The organism is Lactococcus termiticola, assembly GCF_003116835.1.
Taxonomy (GTDB): domain Bacteria; phylum Bacillota; class Bacilli; order Lactobacillales; family Streptococcaceae; genus Lactococcus; species Lactococcus termiticola.
On record NZ_BFFO01000005.1, the window covers coordinates 59,508 to 80,514 of the forward strand.

21 protein-coding genes are annotated in these 21,007 nt (G+C 48.1%); 7 read left to right on the forward strand and 14 right to left on the reverse strand.

Features of this window, described 5'->3' with window-relative positions; translation table 11 throughout:
- The first annotated feature begins 290 nt into the window (after positions 1-290).
- On the forward strand, positions 291-1,118 hold the full coding sequence (locus tag NtB2_RS04770; protein ID WP_109245810.1) for a helix-turn-helix domain-containing protein: 828 nt from the start codon (positions 291-293) through the stop codon (positions 1,116-1,118).
- 26 nt (positions 1,119-1,144) lie between these two features.
- Here the strand turns inward: NtB2_RS04770 and NtB2_RS04775 are convergent, their stop codons facing one another.
- Together NtB2_RS04775 and NtB2_RS04780 are read right to left on the reverse strand one after the other, a co-directional pair.
- On the reverse strand, positions 1,145-2,497 hold the full coding sequence (locus NtB2_RS04775; protein WP_109245811.1) for an MATE family efflux transporter: 1,353 nt from the start codon (positions 2,495-2,497) through the stop codon (positions 1,145-1,147).
- A gap of 576 nt (positions 2,498-3,073) precedes the next feature.
- Positions 3,074-3,271 (reverse strand): cold-shock protein, encoded by a 198-nt coding sequence (locus tag NtB2_RS04780; RefSeq protein ID WP_109245812.1) that lies wholly within the window; start codon positions 3,269-3,271, stop codon positions 3,074-3,076.
- A gap of 115 nt (positions 3,272-3,386) precedes the next feature.
- Between NtB2_RS04780 and NtB2_RS04785 the strand changes: the two genes are divergently transcribed.
- Entirely contained in the window at positions 3,387-3,899 is a 513-nt protein-coding gene (locus tag NtB2_RS04785) for a 5-formyltetrahydrofolate cyclo-ligase (RefSeq protein WP_109245813.1), read from the forward strand.
- Positions 3,900-3,911: 12 nt separating this feature from the next.
- Positions 3,912-4,607 (forward strand): rhomboid family intramembrane serine protease, encoded by a 696-nt coding sequence (locus tag NtB2_RS04790; protein ID WP_109245814.1) that lies wholly within the window; start codon positions 3,912-3,914, stop codon positions 4,605-4,607.
- A gap of 530 nt (positions 4,608-5,137) precedes the next feature.
- On the opposite strand, the gene rlmN is transcribed toward NtB2_RS04790, so the two are convergent.
- From rlmN to NtB2_RS04815, 5 genes are all read right to left on the reverse strand, one after another.
- Positions 5,138-6,214 carry a dual-specificity RNA methyltransferase RlmN gene (gene rlmN / locus NtB2_RS04795; RefSeq protein WP_109245815.1) on the reverse strand — a complete coding sequence of 359 codons (1,077 nt, stop codon included), beginning with the start codon at positions 6,212-6,214 and terminating at the stop codon, positions 5,138-5,140.
- The gene (locus NtB2_RS04800) at positions 6,204-6,818 is read right to left on the reverse strand and encodes a YutD family protein (protein ID WP_109245816.1); all 615 of its coding nucleotides are present in this window, start codon (positions 6,816-6,818) and stop codon (positions 6,204-6,206) included. Before NtB2_RS04800 ends, rlmN begins: the two co-directional genes overlap by 11 nt.
- Positions 6,811-8,145 carry a bifunctional metallophosphatase/5'-nucleotidase gene (locus NtB2_RS04805; protein WP_109245817.1) on the reverse strand — a complete coding sequence of 445 codons (1,335 nt, stop codon included), beginning with the start codon at positions 8,143-8,145 and terminating at the stop codon, positions 6,811-6,813. The genes NtB2_RS04800 and NtB2_RS04805 overlap by 8 nt, the downstream gene beginning before the upstream one ends.
- 413 nt (positions 8,146-8,558) lie before the next feature.
- Positions 8,559-8,768: a hypothetical protein gene (locus NtB2_RS04810; RefSeq protein ID WP_109245818.1), complete on the reverse strand. Its 210-nt coding sequence runs from the start codon at positions 8,766-8,768 to the stop codon at positions 8,559-8,561.
- 27 nt (positions 8,769-8,795) lie between these two features.
- Entirely contained in the window at positions 8,796-9,248 is a 453-nt protein-coding gene (locus NtB2_RS04815) for a dUTP diphosphatase (RefSeq protein ID WP_109245819.1), read from the reverse strand.
- Positions 9,249-9,389: 141 nt separating this feature from the next.
- Between NtB2_RS04815 and NtB2_RS04820 the strand changes: the two genes are divergently transcribed.
- Complete coding sequence (locus tag NtB2_RS04820; RefSeq protein WP_109245820.1) at positions 9,390-9,839, forward strand: NUDIX hydrolase; 450 nt, start codon at positions 9,390-9,392, stop codon at positions 9,837-9,839.
- A gap of 89 nt (positions 9,840-9,928) precedes the next feature.
- Here NtB2_RS04820 and NtB2_RS04825 read toward each other — a convergent pair whose 3' ends face one another.
- Positions 9,929-10,126 (reverse strand): DUF4649 family protein, encoded by a 198-nt coding sequence (locus tag NtB2_RS04825; protein ID WP_109245821.1) that lies wholly within the window; start codon positions 10,124-10,126, stop codon positions 9,929-9,931.
- Positions 10,127-10,440: 314 nt separating this feature from the next.
- Between NtB2_RS04825 and NtB2_RS04830 the strand changes: the two genes are divergently transcribed.
- From NtB2_RS04830 to plsX, 3 genes are all read left to right on the forward strand, one after another.
- Positions 10,441-12,066 (forward strand): ATP-binding cassette domain-containing protein, encoded by a 1,626-nt coding sequence (locus tag NtB2_RS04830; RefSeq protein WP_109245822.1) that lies wholly within the window; start codon positions 10,441-10,443, stop codon positions 12,064-12,066.
- Between the two features lies 1 nt (position 12,067).
- Positions 12,068-12,874, forward strand: a complete 807-nt coding sequence (locus NtB2_RS04835) for a Cof-type HAD-IIB family hydrolase (protein ID WP_109245823.1) — start codon at positions 12,068-12,070, stop codon at positions 12,872-12,874.
- A gap of 185 nt (positions 12,875-13,059) precedes the next feature.
- Positions 13,060-14,067 (forward strand): phosphate acyltransferase PlsX, encoded by a 1,008-nt coding sequence (plsX, locus tag NtB2_RS04840; RefSeq protein ID WP_109245824.1) that lies wholly within the window; start codon positions 13,060-13,062, stop codon positions 14,065-14,067.
- Positions 14,068-14,132: 65 nt separating this feature from the next.
- Here plsX and NtB2_RS04845 read toward each other — a convergent pair whose 3' ends face one another.
- The 6 genes from NtB2_RS04845 to lplA form a co-directional block, all read right to left on the reverse strand.
- Positions 14,133-14,525, reverse strand: coding sequence for a tautomerase family protein (locus NtB2_RS04845; protein WP_109245825.1), 393 nt, complete (start codon positions 14,523-14,525; stop codon positions 14,133-14,135).
- Between the two features lie 11 nt (positions 14,526-14,536).
- Positions 14,537-15,958 (reverse strand): dihydrolipoyl dehydrogenase, encoded by a 1,422-nt coding sequence (gene lpdA / locus NtB2_RS04850; protein ID WP_109245826.1) that lies wholly within the window; start codon positions 15,956-15,958, stop codon positions 14,537-14,539.
- Between the two features lie 171 nt (positions 15,959-16,129).
- Positions 16,130-17,725, reverse strand: a complete 1,596-nt coding sequence (locus NtB2_RS04855) for a 2-oxo acid dehydrogenase subunit E2 (RefSeq protein ID WP_109245827.1) — start codon at positions 17,723-17,725, stop codon at positions 16,130-16,132.
- Positions 17,718-18,698 (reverse strand): alpha-ketoacid dehydrogenase subunit beta, encoded by a 981-nt coding sequence (locus NtB2_RS04860; RefSeq protein ID WP_109245828.1) that lies wholly within the window; start codon positions 18,696-18,698, stop codon positions 17,718-17,720. Before NtB2_RS04860 ends, NtB2_RS04855 begins: the two co-directional genes overlap by 8 nt.
- The gene (locus NtB2_RS04865) at positions 18,698-19,822 is read right to left on the reverse strand and encodes a thiamine pyrophosphate-dependent dehydrogenase E1 component subunit alpha (protein WP_109245829.1); all 1,125 of its coding nucleotides are present in this window, start codon (positions 19,820-19,822) and stop codon (positions 18,698-18,700) included. The genes NtB2_RS04860 and NtB2_RS04865 overlap by 1 nt, the downstream gene beginning before the upstream one ends.
- A 20-nt stretch (positions 19,823-19,842) precedes the next feature.
- Positions 19,843-20,835, reverse strand: coding sequence for a lipoate--protein ligase (lplA, locus tag NtB2_RS04870; RefSeq protein ID WP_109245830.1), 993 nt, complete (start codon positions 20,833-20,835; stop codon positions 19,843-19,845).
- Between the last annotated feature and the right edge of the window lie 172 nt (positions 20,836-21,007).

The following is a 21,007-nucleotide window of genomic DNA, read 5'->3' on the forward strand; positions in this document are numbered from 1 at the left end:
CGAATCTGCGGGAGTTCTTCCATTTCACTTGTCTATATCTAAAACCCGGTCTCAATAGACTGGGTTTTGTTATTTATAAATAGGAAGCAAGAGTTCCAGAAAACAGCCCCACTACAGCCTGGGGCTGTTTTCTGGAACGACCAGGACCAGATGAACAGAAAGCTTCAAATCGTCCAAAATCCCTAATTTTACTGACTTTATCATGGTAAATAAGCCTCTTAAATTCTCTGTTTACGGGCTTTTTTTGTGTTATAGTAAGGTTTAGTACCATAAGAAAAGAGGAAAGAAAAATGTCCTATTCAAAATATGGGCAAGTCTTTCGAGCCATCCGTCACAAAAATGGCCTCCCCCTCTCAGCCCTGAGCAAGATTGGGATTGATGGTTCAAATATTGCCCGATTTGAGCGAGGAGAAAGCATGCTCGCCATCGATAAACTTGCCGTCTGCCTGCAAGAAATGAATGTCAGCCTGGCAGAATATGAACTCTTAATCAATCATTTTATTCCCGATTATGAAACAGAATTCTTTTTCGACCTGGAGAACTATGATTTTTCAAGAAATATTAAAGGCCTCGAGAGCCTCTATTTAGAGGCCGAAAGCGAGGGAAAATGCCGTTTTGCCCTGGCCGCTAAGGCTTGCTTTGTTACGCTCTCTAAAAAAGACTGCGACTTTTTACTCGCCTACTTCGAGAACCTAGATTACTGGACCTTTCCAGACCTCAAGCTGGCCTACTTCTGCATTTTCCACTTCAAAAGCGGCGACATCAGCCGGCTCATCAAGGCCAGCCAGGGCCGGAATTACAGCCTGGGCTATCACTTCTGTCATCTGAGAAGCCATGTCCAGCTCATCAGCCGGGCTATGATTCTCTTTGCCAGTCGGGGTAAGCAGAAAAAGGCCCAGCAGATGGCTGACCGCCTGCATAAGTTTGAAATCAAGCGGGATTTTTTCGCCATCAATCTTATCGCCATTGCCGAAGCCGTCTACTGCCTGCAGTTTGAAGACAAGAAGAAGGGGATGGAAGAGCTTGAAAAATGTCTCGATAAATTTAGTAGCTGTGACGCTGGCGAACTGGCCAGCTACTACCGCTTCCACTTCCAACTCATGGGCATCTTGCCCTAAAGAAAAAGCTGACAGCGTCAGCTTTTTTATGATACTAATAAATCCTGGCGATGCCGGGCCGAAAAACGCCGGAGCATGGCAATGGTCGTCGGAATCAGAATGACCGTCGAGCCAATCCAAGCGGCAGGGTTAGAGGCAATGATGACGGTATAATTCATCAGGTAGACCCCGAGAATCGCCACCGCTGCCCGCATGACCAGCTCCATCACCCCGCAGATGGTCGGAATCTTGGCGTCGCCCAGGCCCTGCAGGGTCGAGCGGGTCACAAAGAGGATGGCCAGGAGCCAGTAGAAGGCCCCATTGACCAGATAGTAATGCTGGCAGAGCTCGAGGACATCCGTCTGCGAAGGGCTGATAAAGGCCGTCGTAAAGTAGAAATGGAGCAGGTTAAGGACAAGGGCAAAGAAAATCGCCCAGCCAACTGCCAGCCCCAGAGCCCTGTAAAGGCCTTGGTTTATCCGCAGGTACTGCTTGGCTCCAAAGTTTTGAGCGGCAAAGGTAGCCATGGCAAGGCCTATTGACATCATTGGCAACATTGCAAACTGGTCGATTTTTGAGACAATGGCCTGGGTTGCGACCGCATTGGTCCCCAGCGTATTGAGGGCAATTTGCAGTGTAATCGAGCCAATCGCAATGATGCTGGACTGAAAGCCCATGGGCAGAGCCAGGCCTGAGTGCTCGATAAATTCTGATTTTCTCAACTTCCAAAATTCCCGCTGAAGGCGGAAGGCTGGCACCTTTCGCCGGATATGCCAGAAGAGAAAGCCCACAGAAATCAACTGGGCCAAAATTGTCGCTGAGCTAGAACCCAAAAGACCCAGATGAAAGCCGAGGATGGCCACATATTCAAAGATAATGTTGAGGATACTGGCGACAATCAAGGCGTAGAGCGGAGTCTTTGAGTCACCCAGGCTCCGGAGGGCATTGGACAGATAGGCATAAAGATTTGTCGCAATCATCCCGCCCAGCATGATGGTCAAGAAGGTCCTGGCCCCCTCGAAAATCTCCGCCGGCGTCTGCATAAAGCGAAGCAAATCACCCACAAAAAGGACGGAAAGGACTGCCAGAATGACCGAAACCGCCACTGTAAAATAAAGGCCAGTCGCATAAGACTTCTTCACACCGACCTTGTTACCCGCCCCAAAGCGCTGGGCTGTAATAATCGTCAGGCCAGAGGTCAGCCCCTGGGCAAAGCCAATGATCAAAAAGTTAATTGCCCCCGTCGCCCCGACCGAAGCCAGAGCATCCTTTCCCAGCGTCTGACCGACAATCAGCGTATCTGCTGTATTGTAGAGGACTTGAAAAAAATTCCCCAATAAAAGGGGAAGTGTGAAGAGAATCAAGCCCTTGAAAATTTTTCCCTGTGTTAAATCTTTCATGGTCTCTATTTTAGTTTAATTTAGTTTTGTCGTCAACCTGCATTTTGGTGGCTTGCAGCCGGCCTTTCCTCTTCGGGGCTGGGGATGTTTCTAGTAGTGGGTGCTCGCGTAAGCGAGACTAAGAGCAACTCTAAGCCCCTCTTAGTCTCGCTTACGCGAGCCGTCGAGTGGCTAAGATTTGCTACTTGCGGATTTCCGCTCCGCGGATTACACGACAGCAGAGCTGTCGGTAATCCCACTACTAGAAAATCCCCTTGGGTTAGAGCTCCGCTCCCGCCGTCGGCGGACCGCTTTGCGGGTTTGGCGGAGCCAAACGGCCGGAGGCCTAGTAAAAAGGGAATTTTCTAATAATGGGAAGACAAGCAGCTTTGCTGCTTAGTCTTCCGCACAGGGGAGATCCACAAGTACTATTTCTTAGGCTGATGACGGCTCCCGCAGGGAGACTAAATCAGACTTAGAAATAGTCGAAGCTAGCTCCCCGAGCACTCCATTATTAGAAACATCCCCAAACCCGAAGGGAAAAGCCGCCTGCAAGGCACAAAAAAAGCCGGCCACACGGCCAACCTTCAAAAAATCTTATTTTGTTACGTTGACTGCTTGAGGTCCGCGAGGGCCTTCTTCCAAGTCAAATTCAACTTTTTGTCCTTCGTCGAGGGTTTTGAAACCGTCGGTTTGGATTGCTGAGAAGTGTACGAATACATCTTTTCCGTCTTCAGCTGTGATAAAACCGAAGCCTTTAGTAGCGTTAAACCATTTTACTGTGCCTTGTGCCATTCTTTTGATCTTCCTTTCTTTTCATTTTGTAAAGCCTGTTTAGAAATGGTGGATCAAGGTGACACACAGCAATTTATAAAACAAAAACTTACACCTTTATGATAACATAGATAGTATGAAAAAGAAAGCCTTTTATCGCAAGCAAATGATAGAACAGCTCAAAGCGATGCCGATGGCTGAGCGACAAAGACAGACTGACCTCATCCTCGATAAACTGATGGCTTCTGACAGCTATAAAAAAGCAAAAAGCCTTGCCCTCTACATGTTTCAAGACTTTGAGTTTGACCTGACCCGTCTCTTTGAAGATGAAAGCAAGCAAATCCTCATCCCAAAGACCCTGCCAGGCCGGCAGATGATTTTTGCCAGCTACGATAAAGACAGCCTAACTCAGTCAGCCTTTGGCATCGCTGAGCCTAACTCCAACAAGGCTGAAAGCCCCGACCTCATCATCGTCCCAGGCCTTGCCTGGAATAAGACCAGCCACCGCATCGGTTTTGGTGGAGGCTACTATGACCGCTACCTGGCTGATTTTACTGGCCCTACAGCCTCGGTCTGCTACGACTTTCAAGTCATTGATTTTGAGCCAGAAAGCCATGACATCCCCGTCAACGCCATCTTTAGCCTATAAAAAAGGAAACCCATGAAGCCTGAAAATATTAAAAAAGACCTGCTCGACCATCGGTCGACCTATCTCATCGTCCTCCTGACCCTGGCGGTCTGGTTTGCCCAGCTCACGACCTTTTCAGGACAAGTGAGCTCAGGCCAGGCCCTGCTGGAGTCTGGAGCTATCTTTTCCCCTCATATCCTGGCTGATCCCAGCCAGATTTGGCGACTTTTCACGCCTATCTTCGTCCATGCCAGCTGGGGACACGTCCTCTCCAACATGCTGATTGTCTTTTTTATGGGCCGTTTAATCGAAGAAATCTTTGGTCACCTGCGATACCTGATCATCTATCTTTTGGCTGGTATTTTCGCCAATTCAGCCATTTTCTTTCTGGCTCCAGACGTCCTTTCGACCGGTGCTTCAGGGGCCGTCTTTGGCCTCTTTGGAGCCATCGCTGCCCTGGGTTATTTCACAGGTGACCCACGCCTCAAGCAAATCGGGAAGACCTTCGCTGTCCTGATTATCCTGCAAATATTCATCAACCTCTTCCAGCTCGGCCAGGTCAACATCTGGGGCCACATCGGCGGAGCCCTTGGCGGTGTCTTGCTCGCCGCCTTCATCCCACCCAAGGCTTACTGGAAATGGGTGCCGACGACCTATAAGGTCTCTTGTGGCTTGATTTTTGTGGCCTTGATGATTGTTTTTATTGCTCTGCCTTTTATGCGGGGATAATGTAGGTGAAATATGGTTAGAAAACTCACTGAAAAACAGCGGATTGTCTTCGATGAGATCTATAATCTTATCCTCAATCCGGAGATTACTGAGCAGGAAGGTCAATGATTTGTCCCATGCTTTAAGGATAATCATCATCCGCAGGGAAAATTCCAAGGCGGTTCTGGCTTTTAAGAAATTGCTTGATGCGAGTAATGAAGACGGGAATCTTCCTGGTGGGGATTTGCCTGGTAAATCCTCCAAAACAGGCTTAACGCAGAGGCGTTAGCCTTTTTTTCTTAGGGCTTTAACCGGATAAATGACTTCACGAAAAAAGAGGACGAAGGCCTCTTTTTGTCAAATTAATTTTTCTGAATAAGGATTGAATAAGCCAATTTTATCACAAGTGTAGTGGAGGAAATTCTGAAAAACACTGTGAAAAAAGGCAAATGGAGAGACCTTCGGGCTCGCCATTTAGCAATGAAACCGAAGGTTTGCTTGCGGGCCTCACAGTATTTTTCAGAATTTCCGGAACGAAACGGACCTTATCGTCAAGCCCCAACCTCATCCTTCTTCAACTGCTTACTCCGCAACTGTCCACAAGCCGCATCAATATCAGCTCCGTGCTCTTGCCGAACCACGCAGTTGATGCCGTTCTTCTTGAGGACATCGTAAAACTTGGCTACATCCTCAGGCTTTGAGCGTTCATACTTGATATGCTCAGCGACGGGATTATAAGGAATCAGATTGACATAGGCCAGCTTATTGCGAGGCTTGATGAGATCCGCCAATTCCTGGGCGACCTCTGGGCTGTCGTTGACGCCGGATAGCATGATGTACTCATAGGTCACACGGCGGTTCGTTGTTTCAGTATAATAATCAATCGAATTGAAAAGCTTCTCGAGAGGAGCATTCCGGGTAATCCTCATGAGGCTAGTCCTCAGCTCATCGTTTGGAGCATGGAGAGAAATCGCCAGATTGACCTGGAGGCCGTTGTGGGCAAACTCTTCAACACGTTTTGGCATAAAGCCACAAGTTGAAACCGTGATATGACGGGCACCGATGGCCAGACCCTTGTCGTCATTGATGACATGCAGGAAGTTCATCAAGTGCTCGTAGTTCTCAAATGGCTCACCAATACCCATGACAACCACGTGAGATACGCGCTCATCCAGGCCACGTTCATCAAAGTATTTTTGAACCAGCATGATTTGAGCGACAATCTCACCAGCTGTAACATCCCGCTCTTTTTTCAAAATCCCTGAAGCACAGAAGGTACAGCCCATGTTACAGCCAACCTGAGTGGTCACACAGACAGAAAGCCCGTAGCTCTGTCGCATCAGGACGGTCTCAATCATCATCTTATCAGGCAACATGAAGAGGTACTTGACCGTGCCGTCTTCAGACTCCTGGACCACGACCTGCTGGAGGGGATTCATGATGAAGTTTTCTTTCAAGAGGTCAATGAAGTCCTTCGAGAGGTTGGTCATCTCGTCAAAAGACTGGACACGCTTGCGGTAGAGCCAGTCCCAGACCTGGGTCGCCCGGAATTTCTTTTGGCCATTGGCAAGCGCCCATTCAATCAAGGCTTCCTGTGTTAATCCGTAAATGCTTTCTTTATTTTCCATGTTTGCTTTCTATTTTGGACTTGCGTTCTCTGATGACAAAGCCTTGCTTGCCTCCCGGCTTTTGGCCGGGCTTATCCTTGGGCTTATTATTGTTCGGCTTGTTTTGCTTGTTGTTGCCGGCGTTTTTGCCATTATTATTGTCAGCCTTAGCTTGGGAAGGCTTTTTGCGATTCCGCTTGCGGTTATCGAGTCTTGGCTTCTTAGGACCATCTTCAAAGACTCGCTCCTTGGCATAAGGCAGGTCTTTTTCGCCCGCCTTGCGGATGCGTCTCAGGACAAAGTAGGCACAGCCGTAGTTGCAGTATTCATTGAGATAGTCTTCCAGATGGTCGATTCTCTGCTCAGGACTGGCCTTTTTGCGACTTTCAGAATAAAAGCCCTTGAGGCGAAGTTGTTCAAAGCCCCAGTCGCCGACAATGTAGTCATAGCGGTCGAGGATGCCATTGTAGCGTTGCTCCAGCTTTTCAGTGTTAAAGGCTTCCTTCACATTTCTGACCAAATGAAAGGTCTTCTCGCCGACCTTGACGACCTCGTCAATGGCAATGACATGCTCGCCCGGGTATTTATTATAATTTAATTTCGTTTCATCTACTTCTTTAGGCATGATTCTCTTTCTTCTTTAGTGCATGGGCAAAGCATTCTCTCAGAAAATCAGGAAAGAGAATCTCTGCATGGCCTAAACCTTTCAATATCGGGAAATAGCGGGCAAAGAGGTACTGGTCAGGCATGAGGACCTCGTAGGTCTCATTGGCTTCGACCGGCTGGCCCAGGTAGCTGGCCTTGCCCTCTTCAAAAGTCAAATTGTGCAAAATCAGCTCGCCAAAGACCTTGCCCCGAAAGCCCATGCCCTGAATCGTCTGGTTGACCATAAAGCTGGCGTTCTGTGTGATTTCAGCCAGGGCCTGGCTCAATTCATCGCCTGTAAAAGTAAACTTGACCAGACGAATCGAATGAGGCAAAAAGTCATGGAGCATGTCCAAGTCCAGCTCGGCCGGCAGGTAGTCCGTGACCAGGAGGCCAGAAGCCAGCAGCATGGCCGGCACCTGCTTTTGCTCACAAAAGCGCTCGGCGAGATAATGACTAGCTGGATAGTCAGGAGCCGTATTGGTCAAGCCCTCTTCCAGGGCCTCAAACTGGACCTGCTGGAGGAGCTTGTGGCCCTCATCCTCCCAAGCCGATACCCTTTCCTTGTCGCCAGGCAAATCTGGCAAAAGCTGGGTATCATAGGCATGAATCCTTGAGTCGACCAGCTGATTGCCCTCAAAATCAAGGTCAATCAGGCCGACATGCTCGCCGTAACGGCCCGCTGCCGCAAGGAGGGTCTCATTGGCCTTTGAGCCATCCTCAAAGAGATGATGGGTGTGGCTCCCGATAATCAAGTCAATCTCTGGAAAACGCTCAGCAATCTCTTCATCACGGGGCTTCCCAAGATGAGACAGGAGAATCGTAAAGTCGCAGTCCAGCGGAAGAAGCTCCTCTAGGACATCCATCGGGTAACGCAAGTCCCAGCCAGCCAGTGGATAGGCCCGGTCATAAGGGGCTGTCAGGCCGATGATACCGACCTTCATCCCCCAGCTCGTCTCAATGATTTTTGGTCCCTGCCCAAAGGGCGTATTCGTCAGATTAGACAAGAGGACATCAAAATTGGCCTGGTCATAGAGATGGCTGAGCATCTCGTGGGTCAGGCCGAGGCCTTCGTTGTTGCCGATGGTCGCAGCCGTCAGCCCAAGGCGGTTCATGAGCTCAATGTTACTTCGCCCAGCCGTTGCTTCAGTCAAGGGATGAGCCCGGTCGACATTGTCGCCCAGGTCAAAGCGAAGGACGTCGCCCGTTGCCTCCTCAGATTTTTCCGCAAAAAAACGCTCAATCACTGGGAAATTTTCAAAGTGAGAATGAAGGTCGTTCAAATGCAGGATCCGCAGGCTATTCATACTCTACATTATAGCACACTTGTCAAGGGCTTGATGGGGAAATGAAACGGCTGGGGATACTGCTCTCTTGGACCCTTTCGCTCCAGTAAACAGGGCGACTTGCTGTGGGCCGGAAGCGTTCCATGCCTAAATCATAAGCCCTAGCAGTCTTACGATTTGCCTTTTTCACAGCAGGTCACCCTGTTTTCTTCCGCTACAGTCATGATAAGCTTTTAGGCTGTTTCAGCTCCCCTTCCCTTTAACTTTTCTACCAGTAAAGTGAAAGAAATCCCACAGAAACACCGTGAAATTAGGCAAACGGCGAGACCGAAGGGCTCGATATTTAGCAATGGAACGCGGAGCGTTCGCTTGCAGCCTCACAGTGTCTTCTGTGGAATTTCTGTAACGGAACGACAGCTAAGGTCAAGAACTCATTAAAGCCCGAACTGATCCTTCAAGCCATCAATCGCACCCTTGGCTTGATCTTCAATCCCGTCTGGCAATTTTTCAGTCAGCTCGTCGATCATGCCAGAGGCTTGATTTTTCATGTCATCGGGAACATTTCCCATCAGGTCTTGAGCCTTTTCGCCCAAGTCGCCTAAGTTACCAAGGTCTAAACCTTTTGTCAAATCTTCAAGTCCCATGTGTGGACCTCCTTTAATAAAATATATTTAATGCCCAGTCGAGCCAAAACCGCCGGCCCGCTCAGACTTTGTAACATCTTCATCGCCATCAGCAACCAGGAAAGGAGCAAAGACGCCCTGCACCACCCGTTCTCCAGCCTCCAGCACAACCTCTCGGTCTGTGATGTTTCGCATCTGGGCAAAAATCTCGCCCTCATTGCCCGGATTATTGTAGTAGTCGCCGTCAATCACGCCCACCGAGTTAATCAAGACCAGTCCCTTCTTTCGGGGATTTGACGATCGGTCGTAGAGATAGAGCACCTCACCAGGCTGCATGTAGGCCTTCAGGCCCGTCGGCACCAGCTTGATTTCTCCAGGAGCAAAGCTGACCGTCTGCGAGGCCGCCAAATCATAGCCCGCTGCCTGATGGGTTTCCCGCTTGGGCAGGCTCAGGCCAAGCTTCTCAGCTCCAGAAACAAATTCAAAACCACGTATTTTCATTTTGTCGCTCCTTTTTTAATATTATAACGGAAAAAGATAAAAACAACAATTTTTTCCTAATGAGCTAGCGCAGAGCGTGCTACTTATAACAAAAATGAGCTTCGTTTGTTATAATATAACTAATTAGAAAGGCAGGCCAACATGACTCAAATCCCAAGCTTCGGAGAAAAACTAGAAAGCGTCGACTACCAGCCAAGATACGGCGTCTACGCGATTGTTTCACGTGAAATTGACGGTAAAATCTGCCTGGTCCAGACACCGAATGGGGCCTTTTATCTGCCTGGTGGCGAGATTGAAGCAGGAGAAGACCAGGAGTCTGCCCTCAAGCGGGAGCTTCTTGAAGAACTGGGGGCTGAAATGGAGATTGGTAATTTCCTCGGCCAAGCTGACGAGTACTTCTACAGCTCCCACCGGGACCAGCACTACTACAATCCAGCCTATATCTACAGCCTCAAGACAGTCAATTTTGACCATGCTCCTTTGGAAGATTTTAACAAGCTGGTCTGGTTTGACTATGAAGATGCCCTCCTCAAGCTCAAGCGAGGCAGTCACAAGTGGGGCCTCGAGGCCTGGAAGGCCCAGCAAAACTAAGAAAGTCTCACAAATCAACTCAGATAAAATAAAAAAAGCTGTGATTTTTAGCCTCACAGCTTTTTGTCTTTTTGGACTTGTAAAACCGCTCAACGGCTCAGCTCATAAAAGAGCTCAGCCACGCTACCCTCAAACGGATAGGGCTCGTCGTTGATTTCCATCATGACGACCCTTGCCGAATCCGGTATCCTTGGCAGCTCCATGCTCTGCTGACGTAAAAAATCAGGCACGCCATTAAAGACAGCATACATTTCCTGCTGGTTCAACAACTGGTATTTAATTTTCATGAGGCTCCTCCCTTCAGCTTTTCTTTCTCCTCAGTAACATTATATGAAAAATTTATCTTATTTTCAAGAACTTTTATCCATAAAACAAAGTGAAAATAACAGAAAAAAGCAGCCCACCACAAGCTGCTTTTTAGGAGTAAACTAATGAAAATTTTATTGGAATAAAATGATTATAACTTAGCTTGCTTAAATTAGACTAAAATAAGCATAAAATGAGTTTAATCTGTGAAAAGGCATCCAAAAAGATAAGCTTTCAAATCCCCTTAAAATATGGTAAAATAGGCCTATCCCACTACTAAGATAAGGAAAAATACATGCTTACAGTTTCTGATATTTCATTAACATTTTCTGACCGCAAACTCTTTGATGATGTCAACATTAAATTTACAGCAGGCAACTGCTACGGCTTGATCGGGGCAAATGGGGCCGGGAAATCTACCTTCCTCAAAATTCTCTCAGGTGACCAACAACCTTCAACTGGTCACGTTTCTATGGATCCAAATGAACGTCTTTCAGTCCTTCGTCAAAATCACTTTGACTACGAAGACCAAGCACCAATCGATGTTGTTATGGCCGGTAATGAAGAGCTCTTCAAGATTGCCCAAGAAAAAGATGCCATCTACATGAATCCAGACTCGACAGATGACGACTTCATGCGGGCAGCTGAACTCGAAGCTGAATTTGGTGAAATGGGCGGTTACGAGGCTGAAGCTGAAGCCGCTCAACTCCTCCAAAACTTGGGAATTCCTGTGGAACTCCACCGTGACCTCATGAGTAACTTGACTTCAGGCGAACACGTCAAAGTCCTCCTGGCCCGTGCCCTCTTTGGTAAACCTGATGTCCTCCTCCTCGATGAACCAACCAATGGACTGGATATCCAAGCGATTTCTTGGCTCGAAGATTTCTTGATTAACTTTGAAAATACCGTCATCGTCGTTTCCCATGACCGTCACTTCCTCAACAATGTATGTACTTACATGGCTGACCTCGACTATGGCAAAATCAAACTCTACCCTGGTAACTACGACTTCTGGAAAGAATCATCTGAACTCGCCCTTCGCCTGCAAAACGACGCCAACCGTAAAGCTGAAGAAAAAATTGCCGAGCTCAAAGATTTCATCGCGCGTTTCTCAGCAAATGCCTCTAAATCCAAACAAGCGACTTCACGTAAGAAAATGCTGGACAAGATCGAAGTCGAAACTTTCGTGCCATCTTCACGTAAATATCCTTTTGTCGGCTTTGAACAAGAACGTGAAATCGGGAACGACCTTCTCCGTGTGGACAATCTCTCTGTCGAAATCGACGGCGAAAAGATTCTCGACAACATCAGCTTTATCCTAAATCCTGGCGACAAGACCGCCTTCATCGGACAAAACGACATCCAGACGACAGCCCTCTTGCAAGCTGTTATGGGTAAAATCCCTTATACAGGTGAGGTCAAATGGGGTGTAACCTCAAGCCAGTCCTACCTGCCTAAGGACAATACCGAAGACTTTGCCACTGATGAATCTATCCTCGACTGGCTCCGTCAATTTGTCCTGACCAAGGAAGAAGACGATAATACCTACCTCCGTGGCTTCCTTGGCCGGATGCTCTTCAAGGGCGACGAGTCGCTCAAACCTGTCAATGTCCTTTCAGGTGGGGAAAAGGTCCGGGTCATGCTCTCTAAGATGATGCTCCAACGTGCCAATGTCCTGGTCCTTGACGACCCAACCAACCACTTGGACTTGGAATCTATCTCAGCCCTCAATGATGGCCTCAAGAGCTTCAAGGGAAGCATCCTCTTTGCCTCTCATGACCATGAGTTCATCTCGACCCTGGCCAACCACATCGTCGTCTTATCTAAGAATGGCGTGATTGACCGGATTGGCGAAAACTATGATGACTTCCTGGAAAATGCAGAAGTCCAGGCCAAGGTCAAGGCGCTCTGGGCGGAATAATATGACTTATAAAATCTTTGCCAGCGACATGGACGGGACCTTTTTGGACAGCGAACGGGGCTATGACAAGGCCCGTTTCGCTGAGATTCTCAAGGAGTTTGACAAGCGAGGCCTGATTTTCTGTGCCGCCTCTGGCCGGCAGATGCTGGCCCTAGAGGAGGTCTTTGCTGACTTCCGGGACCAGATTGCCTTTTGTGCAGAAAACGGGGCCCTGGTCAAATACAAGGGGGAAATCCTCTACAGTAGCGAACTGGGAGCCGAGAAGAGCAAACAGCTCATCGGCCTCCTCCAGAAGAATCCCCATCTGGCCGAAGACCGGATGCTGGTCTCTGGCCTCAAAGGCTTTTATTGCCTGGAGTCCAGCCCCCAGGACTTCCGGGACTTTGCCAGCCTTTATTATGAGAATTTGCAGGTCGTCTCATCAACTGAAGAAATTGACGACGTCTTCCTCAAGGTCTGTGTCGAGTTTCCACCCGATGAAATCCGGGCCTGTGAAGACTGGATCAACGCCCGCATGTCAGGCATCCGGGCGACCACGACCGGCTTTAAGTCGATTGACATCATGTCAGAAGGCGTCAGCAAGGCCAGTGGCCTAAGCCATCTCCTCTCGCATTTTGACCTGGACGCCAGCCATCTCATGGCCTTTGGCGACCAAATGAACGACCTTGAGATGCTCAAGCTCGCGGGGCACGCCGTTGCGGTGTCCAATGCTGTGCCTGAGATCTTGAGCTTGGCGGATGAGATGATTGGGGATCACCAAAACAGTGCCGTCCTAGAGCGATTAGAAGCCTATTTGAAAAGAGCCTAGTAAGGCTCTTTTTTATGACGGTGAAGACGGATAGTAAGGGAGCTGAAAGAGATAGAGCCCTTTCGATTTTTAGCCTTTTTTTATAGAGGGAAAGAAGTCAATTCTCCTTAAACAGCAAGCTTTTCCAGTTAGTAAAAAATCTGATATAATATATAAATACATTATCAAATTTGAAAAGAGATTCCATGAAAATCGCAGTTGATGCTATGGGCGGAGATTACGCCCCTGAAGCCATTGTAAAAGGTGTAGAACTGGCCCGTGCCAGCTTTCCAGATATTGAATTTCTGCTTTTTGGCGACCCTGAGGCCATCAAGAAGCACTTGAGCGACGAGAAAAATATCAGTATCATCAAGACTACCGAGCTCATCGACTTCCACGACGAGCCCCTCAAGGCCATCCGCAAGAAGAAGGACAGCTCGTTGGTCCGGGCGGTCAAGGCAGTCAAAGACGGCGAGGCCCAAGCCGTCCTGTCGGCTGGTAGCACTGGAGCCCTGCTTGCCGCCGGCCTCTTTATCGTTGGCCGTATCAAGCAAATCGAACGTCCAGCCCTCATGAATACACTGCCTACAGCTGATGGCTTGGGTTTTGACATGATGGACCTGGGTGCCAATGCTGAAAACAAGGCCGAGCACCTGCTTGATTTCGCTATTCTCGGTAGTTATTATGCTGAAAATGTCCGTAATATCAACAAGCCCCGGGTCGCCCTCCTTTCAAACGGAGCCGAAGAATCTAAGGGCTCGCCCCTTGTCAAAGAAGCCCACGAGCTCCTGTCAAATGAAGTCAGCATCAACTTTGTCGGCAACATCGAGTCCCGGGACATCCTGGCCGGTGGCATGGCTGACGTCGTCGTGACTGACGGCTTCACAGGAAATGCTGTTTTGAAGGCCATCGAAGGAACTGCCAGTGTCCTGATGAAGCAAATCAAAGACGGCATCATGAATGGTGGCCTCGGCACCAAAATCGGCGGTGCCCTCGTCAAGAAGGAACTCAGCAAGCTCCGCAATACGATGAGCACTGACTCTGCCGGCGGTGCCCCAATCTTTGGCCTCAAGGCCCCAGTCGTCAAGACCCACGGCAACTCTAGTCCTGAAGCGATTTTTAGTACGATTAAGCAGATTCATAAGATGCTTGAGACGGATGTGGTCGGCAAGCTCGTTGAGCACTTTGAAAAGAATGCAGAAGAAAAGCACTGAGGCAGTGCTTTTTTATATGATTATACGTCAGATAAAAAAGCACAGAAATTCTGTGCTTTTCTTACTTACAATTCTCCCGTCAAAAACTGGGCACGACCATTGCCAAAAGACCAGTCTGCATCCCCATTTTCAACAATGGAAATCAGGAGATTTCTGGGGTCAAGGTCAAGACTCGCTTCCAGATTCTCTGCCACCGCCTGGTAAAAGGCGACTTTAGATGCTTCCGTCCGCTTTCTTGAGACGACTTGAATGACAATCTCACGCCCAGGCTCCCGCTCAAAGCCAAGGCCTGTATCCTGAGCGATGATTTCGCCGGCAGCATGCTTTCTGATGACCTGGTAGCGGTCTCGTTCAGGCACGCCAAAGCTTGAGAGGACGGCCTTGTGAATACCGTCTGCGATGAGTCTGAGCTCGTCAGCCGACCATTGGTCGGACAAATCAATATTTATCAAAGGCATAAAATTTCCCCTTAAACGTGAATCGGCATGCCGTCTGCAACTTCAGCCGCATCCATAATTGCTTCACCAAGAGTTGGGTGAGGCTGGATGGTCAAGCTGATATCCTTAGAAGTCAAGCCATTTTCAATAGCAAGAGCGAGACCTGAAATCAAATCAGAAGCCCCAGGGCCAACGATTTGAGCACCAATGATAGCCCCCTCTTTCGTTTCTGTAATCAGACGGATAAATCCTGTTGTATCATCCATAGAAAGGGCACGGCCATTGGCTGCAAATGGAAACTTGCTGATTTTTACTGTATCCATGCGGTCTTTGACTGATTCAGGTGTTTCACCAACCGTTGCCAGTTCAGTAGAAGTGTAGGCAACAGCAGGCATAGCCACATGGAGGTCAACTGCTTCATCAGCTCCAGCAATAGCTGCCGCTGCAACCTTAGCCTGGAATGAAGCCTTGTGTGCTAGCATTGGACCAGGGACTACGTCACCGATGGCATAGATGTGGGGAACACTGCTTTGATATGAGTCAGAAACCTCAATCAGACCGCGGTCTGTAAGCTTCACATCGGTATTGTTTAAGCCAAGCAAGTCAGTATTTGGTTTACGACCGACCGAAACAAGAAGATAATCTCCCGTCACAGTCTTAGTTTCTCCATTTTGCTCAAAAGTGAGTGTAACATCTTTATCTGTCTGTTCAGCAGAAATCGCTTTAGCTGATGTAAAGACATCGCTGCCTGCATCAATGACACGCTTATGAATGATATCAGACATTTCTTTATCAAAGCCATTCAAGATATGATCAAGGCCTTCGATAATTGTAATTTTCGCACCAAGATTTCGGTAAGCACCACCGAGTTCAGAACCAATAACTCCGCCCCCAACAATAATGAGGTGTTTAGGAATTTCTTTAAGGCTAAGCGCTGCAGTTGAGTCGATAATACGACCTCCAAATGGAAAACTTGGGATTTCAATAGGACGTGATCCAGTCGCGATAATCGCGTTTTGGAAGTGGAGGAGTTGGAAACCGTCTTCCTGCTCAACATTCAGGGTTTCATTGTCAACGAACTCGGCCGTCCCTTTGATGATGTCAACCTTATGCTTTTTAAGGAGCATGCCGACACCGCCTGTCAATTGAGCAACAACCTTTTCATCCTTCCACTTTTGAGCAGCTACCCAGTCCAGTTTTGGTGACTCGACGGTCAAGCCAAAAGGTGTCTTATTCTCAGACTCTTTGAGTGAGTCTTGGTACTTGTGGCCAACATTGATCAAGGCTTTTGATGGAATACAACCAATGTTCAAGCAGACGCCACCCACATTATCCTTTTCAATGATGGTTACTTTTTTCCCGAGCTCAGCCGCACGAATCGCAGCGACATATCCTCCGGGGCCTGAGCCAATCACAACTAAATCTACATCTGTAGCTTGTGCACCTACTACCATATGTTGTTTCCTTCTTTCTTGTTTTCTTGTTTTCTTTTCTTCTATTTGGGACTTTCGTTCCAGCTTTTAGGCTGATTCTAGCTGTCACCATAGGCGAAGCCTCTGTCAACTAAATTTACAGTTAATAATGACAGAAGAGGAGAGTTTGCAATGCCGTAAACTCTATTGACATTAAACTTCCATCAACATGAATGCAGGATCTGCAAGCAAGCTCTTCAAATAGTTGAGCGAGCTTTGTCCAAGCATGCCATCAATCAAACGGTGGTCATAGGTCATTGATAACTTCATATTTTGACCTACAACGATTTCACCCTCTTCGTTGACGATAGGTTCTTTCACGATAGAACCCAAGCCCAAGATAACAACATCGGAACCATTGATAATTGGTGTAAACCATCCGCCACGTGCTGAGCCAATATTTGAAATCGTAATCGTTGAACCACGCATTTGGTCTGGTTTGATCGAACCAGTACGGACTGCTTCAGCAAGTTCAGAAATTTCTTTTGCAATTGTCAAGATAGACTTACTGTCAGCATTCTTGATGACTGGCACATAAAGTCCTGTCGGAGCGTTTACAGCGATACCGATGTTTACACTAGCATGGTAAACCACATCTGTTCCCTTGATAGAAGCGTTGATTTCTGGGAATTTCTTAGCCGTTGCTGCCAAAGCTTTCGTTACATAAGCAAGGTATGTCAACTTCACATCTTGCTTAAGCGCAGTTTCTTTGAAAGTTGCACGGTGAGCAACCAACTTAGATACTTCGACTTGGTCAAAGTTTGTCACCGCTGGGATATTGCTATGTTGTGTTGACATCGCAGCCGCGATTGCTTTACGTGTTGGACTCATTGCTTCGACACGGTCTTCACCAGCAACTGCAACAGGTGCTGGCGGAGCTTTTGGTGCTGGTGCTGGTTCAGCTGGACTTGGAGCGGCAACCGCTGCTTCTGGAGTCGCTACTGGAGCAGCTGGCGCAACATTTCCTGCGGCAAAGTTTTTCACATCAGCAAGGGTGGTATGACCATGACGACCAGTTGCTGGGACTTGTGTCAGGTCAATACCATGCTCATGTGCATAATGACGAACCGTCGGCATCGCAAGGACGCGTCCTGCAGCACCGGTCTTCGTCAATGATGCATTTGCTGGAGCTGCAGCTGCTGGGGCAGGGCTTGCAGCTAATGCTGCCGCTACTGCTTCAGAAGTCGCAGCTGCCGGACTCGCATTTCCAGAGCCGTTATACTCAATCAATGGTGCGCCGACTTCGACAGTCGTTCCTGCTTCAACGAAAAGTTTTGTGACTGTTCCTGAGTAAGGTGACAAGATTTCTTGCATGAGTTTATCGTTTTGAACTTCAGCAACAGGATCATCTTCTTTGACAACATCGCCAACTTTAACAAGCCAGTTCGCGATATCACCTTCGTGCATTCCTTCACCGATATCAGGCATGGTGAAGATTTGTGTGTCGCCTCCTGCAGCTGGAGCTGGACTTGCTTCAGCACTAGGTGCTTCGGTAGTTGCTCCGCCAGTGCCATCTCCATCGTACTCAATCAGAGGAGCGCCAACTTCGACAGTTGTTCCTGCTTCAACGAAAAGTTTCGTAACGGTTCCTGAGTAAGGCGACAGGATTTCTTGCATGAGTTTATCATTTTGAACTTCAGCAACAGGATCATCTTCTTTGACAACATCGCCAACTTTGACAAGCCAGTTCGCGATATCGCCTTCGTGCATTCCTTCGCCGATATCAGGCATTTTGAAAATTTCAGTCATAATTCACAATCTCCTTTGCTTTTGCTGCAATGTCTTCTGCCTTAATCATCCAATCATTTTCAGCTTGTGAAAATGGAAAGACACTATCAGGTCCTGCGACACGTCCAATAGGGGCTTGAAGCGAAAGTACAAAACGTTCAGAAATCTCAGCCATTACGTTAGCTGCAATCCCTGCAGAACGCTGTGCTTCTTGCACCACAACCACACGACCTGTCTTTTCAACCGTCTTACCAATCGATTCGATATCAAGTGGCGCAACCGTACGCAAATCAAGGACTTCTGCATTAATTCCTTCTTTTTCAAGTTGTTCTGCAGCTTTCAAAGCAAGGGGCACTGTCCCACCATAAGCAATGATAGAAACATCTGTTCCTTCTTTAGCAACAGCTGCCTTATCAAGTGGTGTTGTATAATAGCCCTCTGGCACTTCACCTTTTAATGAACGGTAGAGGTGTAAGTTTTCAAGGAACATGACAGGGTCATTATTTTCAATCGAAGCAAGGAGCAAGCCTTTAGCATCCGCTGGGTTTGAAGGCATCACCACACGCAAGCCTGGAATCTGTGCAAGCAGACCTTCGATAGAGTCTGCGTGCATTTCAGGTGTTTTTGTCCCGATACCATAAGGTGTACGCAAGACAATAGGATTGTGTCGTGTATTATTGAAACGATAGCGTGTCCGAGACATTTGACCTGCGATAGAGTCAAAGACTTCGTAGATAAATGTTCCAAACTGGATTTCCATGATTGGACGGAAACCTTGTGTTGACAGACCAATCGCAAGACCACCGATACCAGATTCGGCAAGTGGTGTATTGAAGACGCGGTCTTCGCCATATTTTGCTTGGAGTCCATCAGTCGCCCGGAAAACCCCACCATTTTGTCCGACATCTTCACCAAAGATTAATGTATTTTCATCTTTTTCAAGAGCGAGGTCAAGTGCCTCAGTAATTGCTGCAATATAGGTTTTGACTGCCATTATTTGCCCTCACTTTCAAATTTCTGAATTTGTTCTGCCATGACCTGGCTAGGGACTTCGAGTGTGTTTTTAAGGAAGTTAGAAATCTTTTGTTTTTCAACACCATTGGCCTTCTTGATGTCGGCATCAATCCGGGCATCAAGCTCAGCCACATAGGCTACTTCCTTGTCATCATCCCAGAGCCCCTTGTCTGTCAGGAGCTTGCGCATGCGAAGCAAGGGCTCTTTTTGCCACCAGGCTTCCAGGTCTTCCTTGGTCCGATAGCGAAGCGGGTCGTCGCCCGCTGTAGAATGGGGCTCTAAACGATTGGTAATAGCCTCAATCACAACAGGGCCGTTTCCAGCTACCGCCCAAGCACGGGCCTCTTTCGAAGCCAGATACATTGCAATGGCATCATTACCGTCAACGACGATTGATGGAGCACCTGCCGCCCAGCCCTTGGCTGCCAGGTGTTCAGCAGCGGTCTGGAGATTCCGAGGGGTCGAAATAGCAAAGCCATTATTTTGGATGAAGGCGACCATTGGCGCCTTATAAGCTGCCGCAAAGTTAATGCCTTCGTAGGTATCGCCTTGAGAAGAACCGCCGTCGCCTGTGTAGACAAAGGCAACCGCATCCTTCTTACGTTTCTTGAGGCCTAGGGCCACACCCGCAGCCTCAACATATTGGGCCCCGATGATAATCTGCGGGAACCAAGATTTGACCTCAGCCCCTTCATCGGTCGTGTATTCATTGCCAAAATAATGTCCCCGGCTCCAGAGCAGGCCCTTCCAGATTGGCCAACCCTTACTGTAAATTTGAGGCAGGTCACGGTAGCCTGGGAAGAGCCAGTCCTCATCAGTGAAGGCAAAGGCAGAGGCCATCTGTGAAGCCTCCTGGCCTGCTGTAGGTCCAAAAAAGCCCATCCGGCCCTGTTTGGCCAGCTTCATGCAACGGATATCAACCTGACGGCTGAGGAGCATATTTTTGAAGAGCTCAACCAGCTGGTCGTCTGTGAGACCCGCCCGCTCAAAGCCTTCTTGGTCGACGATATTGCCTGTTTCGTCCAGGATTTGCAGCATGGGGAAGCTGCTGTCTTGAAGTTCTAATTGTTGCTTAAAATCTAAGATTTCTTTTGCGTTTGACATAGATTTTTCCTTTCTTCGCCCTATTGGTCAGGGTTCTTGAACATGTTTGAAAGCTCTTCGTTAGTGATCGTACCAAAGTACTGGCCGGCCTTGTTGGCCTCGAGGACCTCGTAGACCGCCTTGACATCAAAAGGCAGGCCGATAAACTGATCCTTGATATCACGCCAGTCTCGGACACCTAAAAAATCGCCGACAAAGTTGATGTCAGTGATGCGACCTTCAGCCACATTGACCTGGATGTCAATCCCGCCACCAGCAAATTTCTCATGGTGTTCAAAGCTGAATTTTGGCGACTCGCCATAATTCCAGTCCCAGGTCGCAAATTGCTCATCTCTCAATCGCTTGATGTCCGCAATTTGCTCGTCCGTCAAGACCAGCTCGCCGTCCTTTCCTTCATCGGTAAGGTAATATTTTAGCTTCTCGATGAAGGTGTTAATATCCAGGTCAGGAGCGTAATCCTTGATGTTTCCAACCCTGGAGCGGACGGATTTAGCAGCTTTTGATATGAATTTCTCATCCGAGACACTCAGACTTCGGACCAGGGCGTCTACGTCCGAGTTCCAAAGCAAGGTCCCGTGGTGCATCAGGTAGCCACCCGCATAACGCTGGGCATTTCCTGAGACCTTCTTGCCCTGGATTTCCAGGTCATTACGGCCGGTAATCTGGGCATCGATTCCCAGGCTCTGAAGGGCATCATACATAGGCTTAACAAACTGCTTGAAGTTGACCTGGGCCGAGCTCTCCACAGGAAGGAAAAAGGTGAAACAGATGTTTCCCTCATCGTGGTAGACGGCCCCACCACCAGAAACCCGGCGGACCACCTGGACATCATGGCTGTCGATATAGTCCTGGTTGACCTCAGCAAAGGTATTTTGATTGCGGCCGACAATGACGGCCCGCTTGTTCTGCCAGAGGGCAAAGACCGGCTCTTCAGGCTTGAGATGCTTGAGGAGCCAGCTGTCCATTGCAATATTGGTATAGGCATCCTGGCCTAGGTAGTTGATATACTGCATAATCCTCTTTCTTATCTTAAACGATTAGAAAAAATTAAAGGTTAAGTAAAATTTATCGCTATGTCTTCATTATATTATATTGTGAACTTAAAAGGCAAGAAATATGTTTATCGCTTTCATTTCCTTAATTTGTGCAGGTTTTCACATTGTGAGATTGTGAAAAAATCTTTTA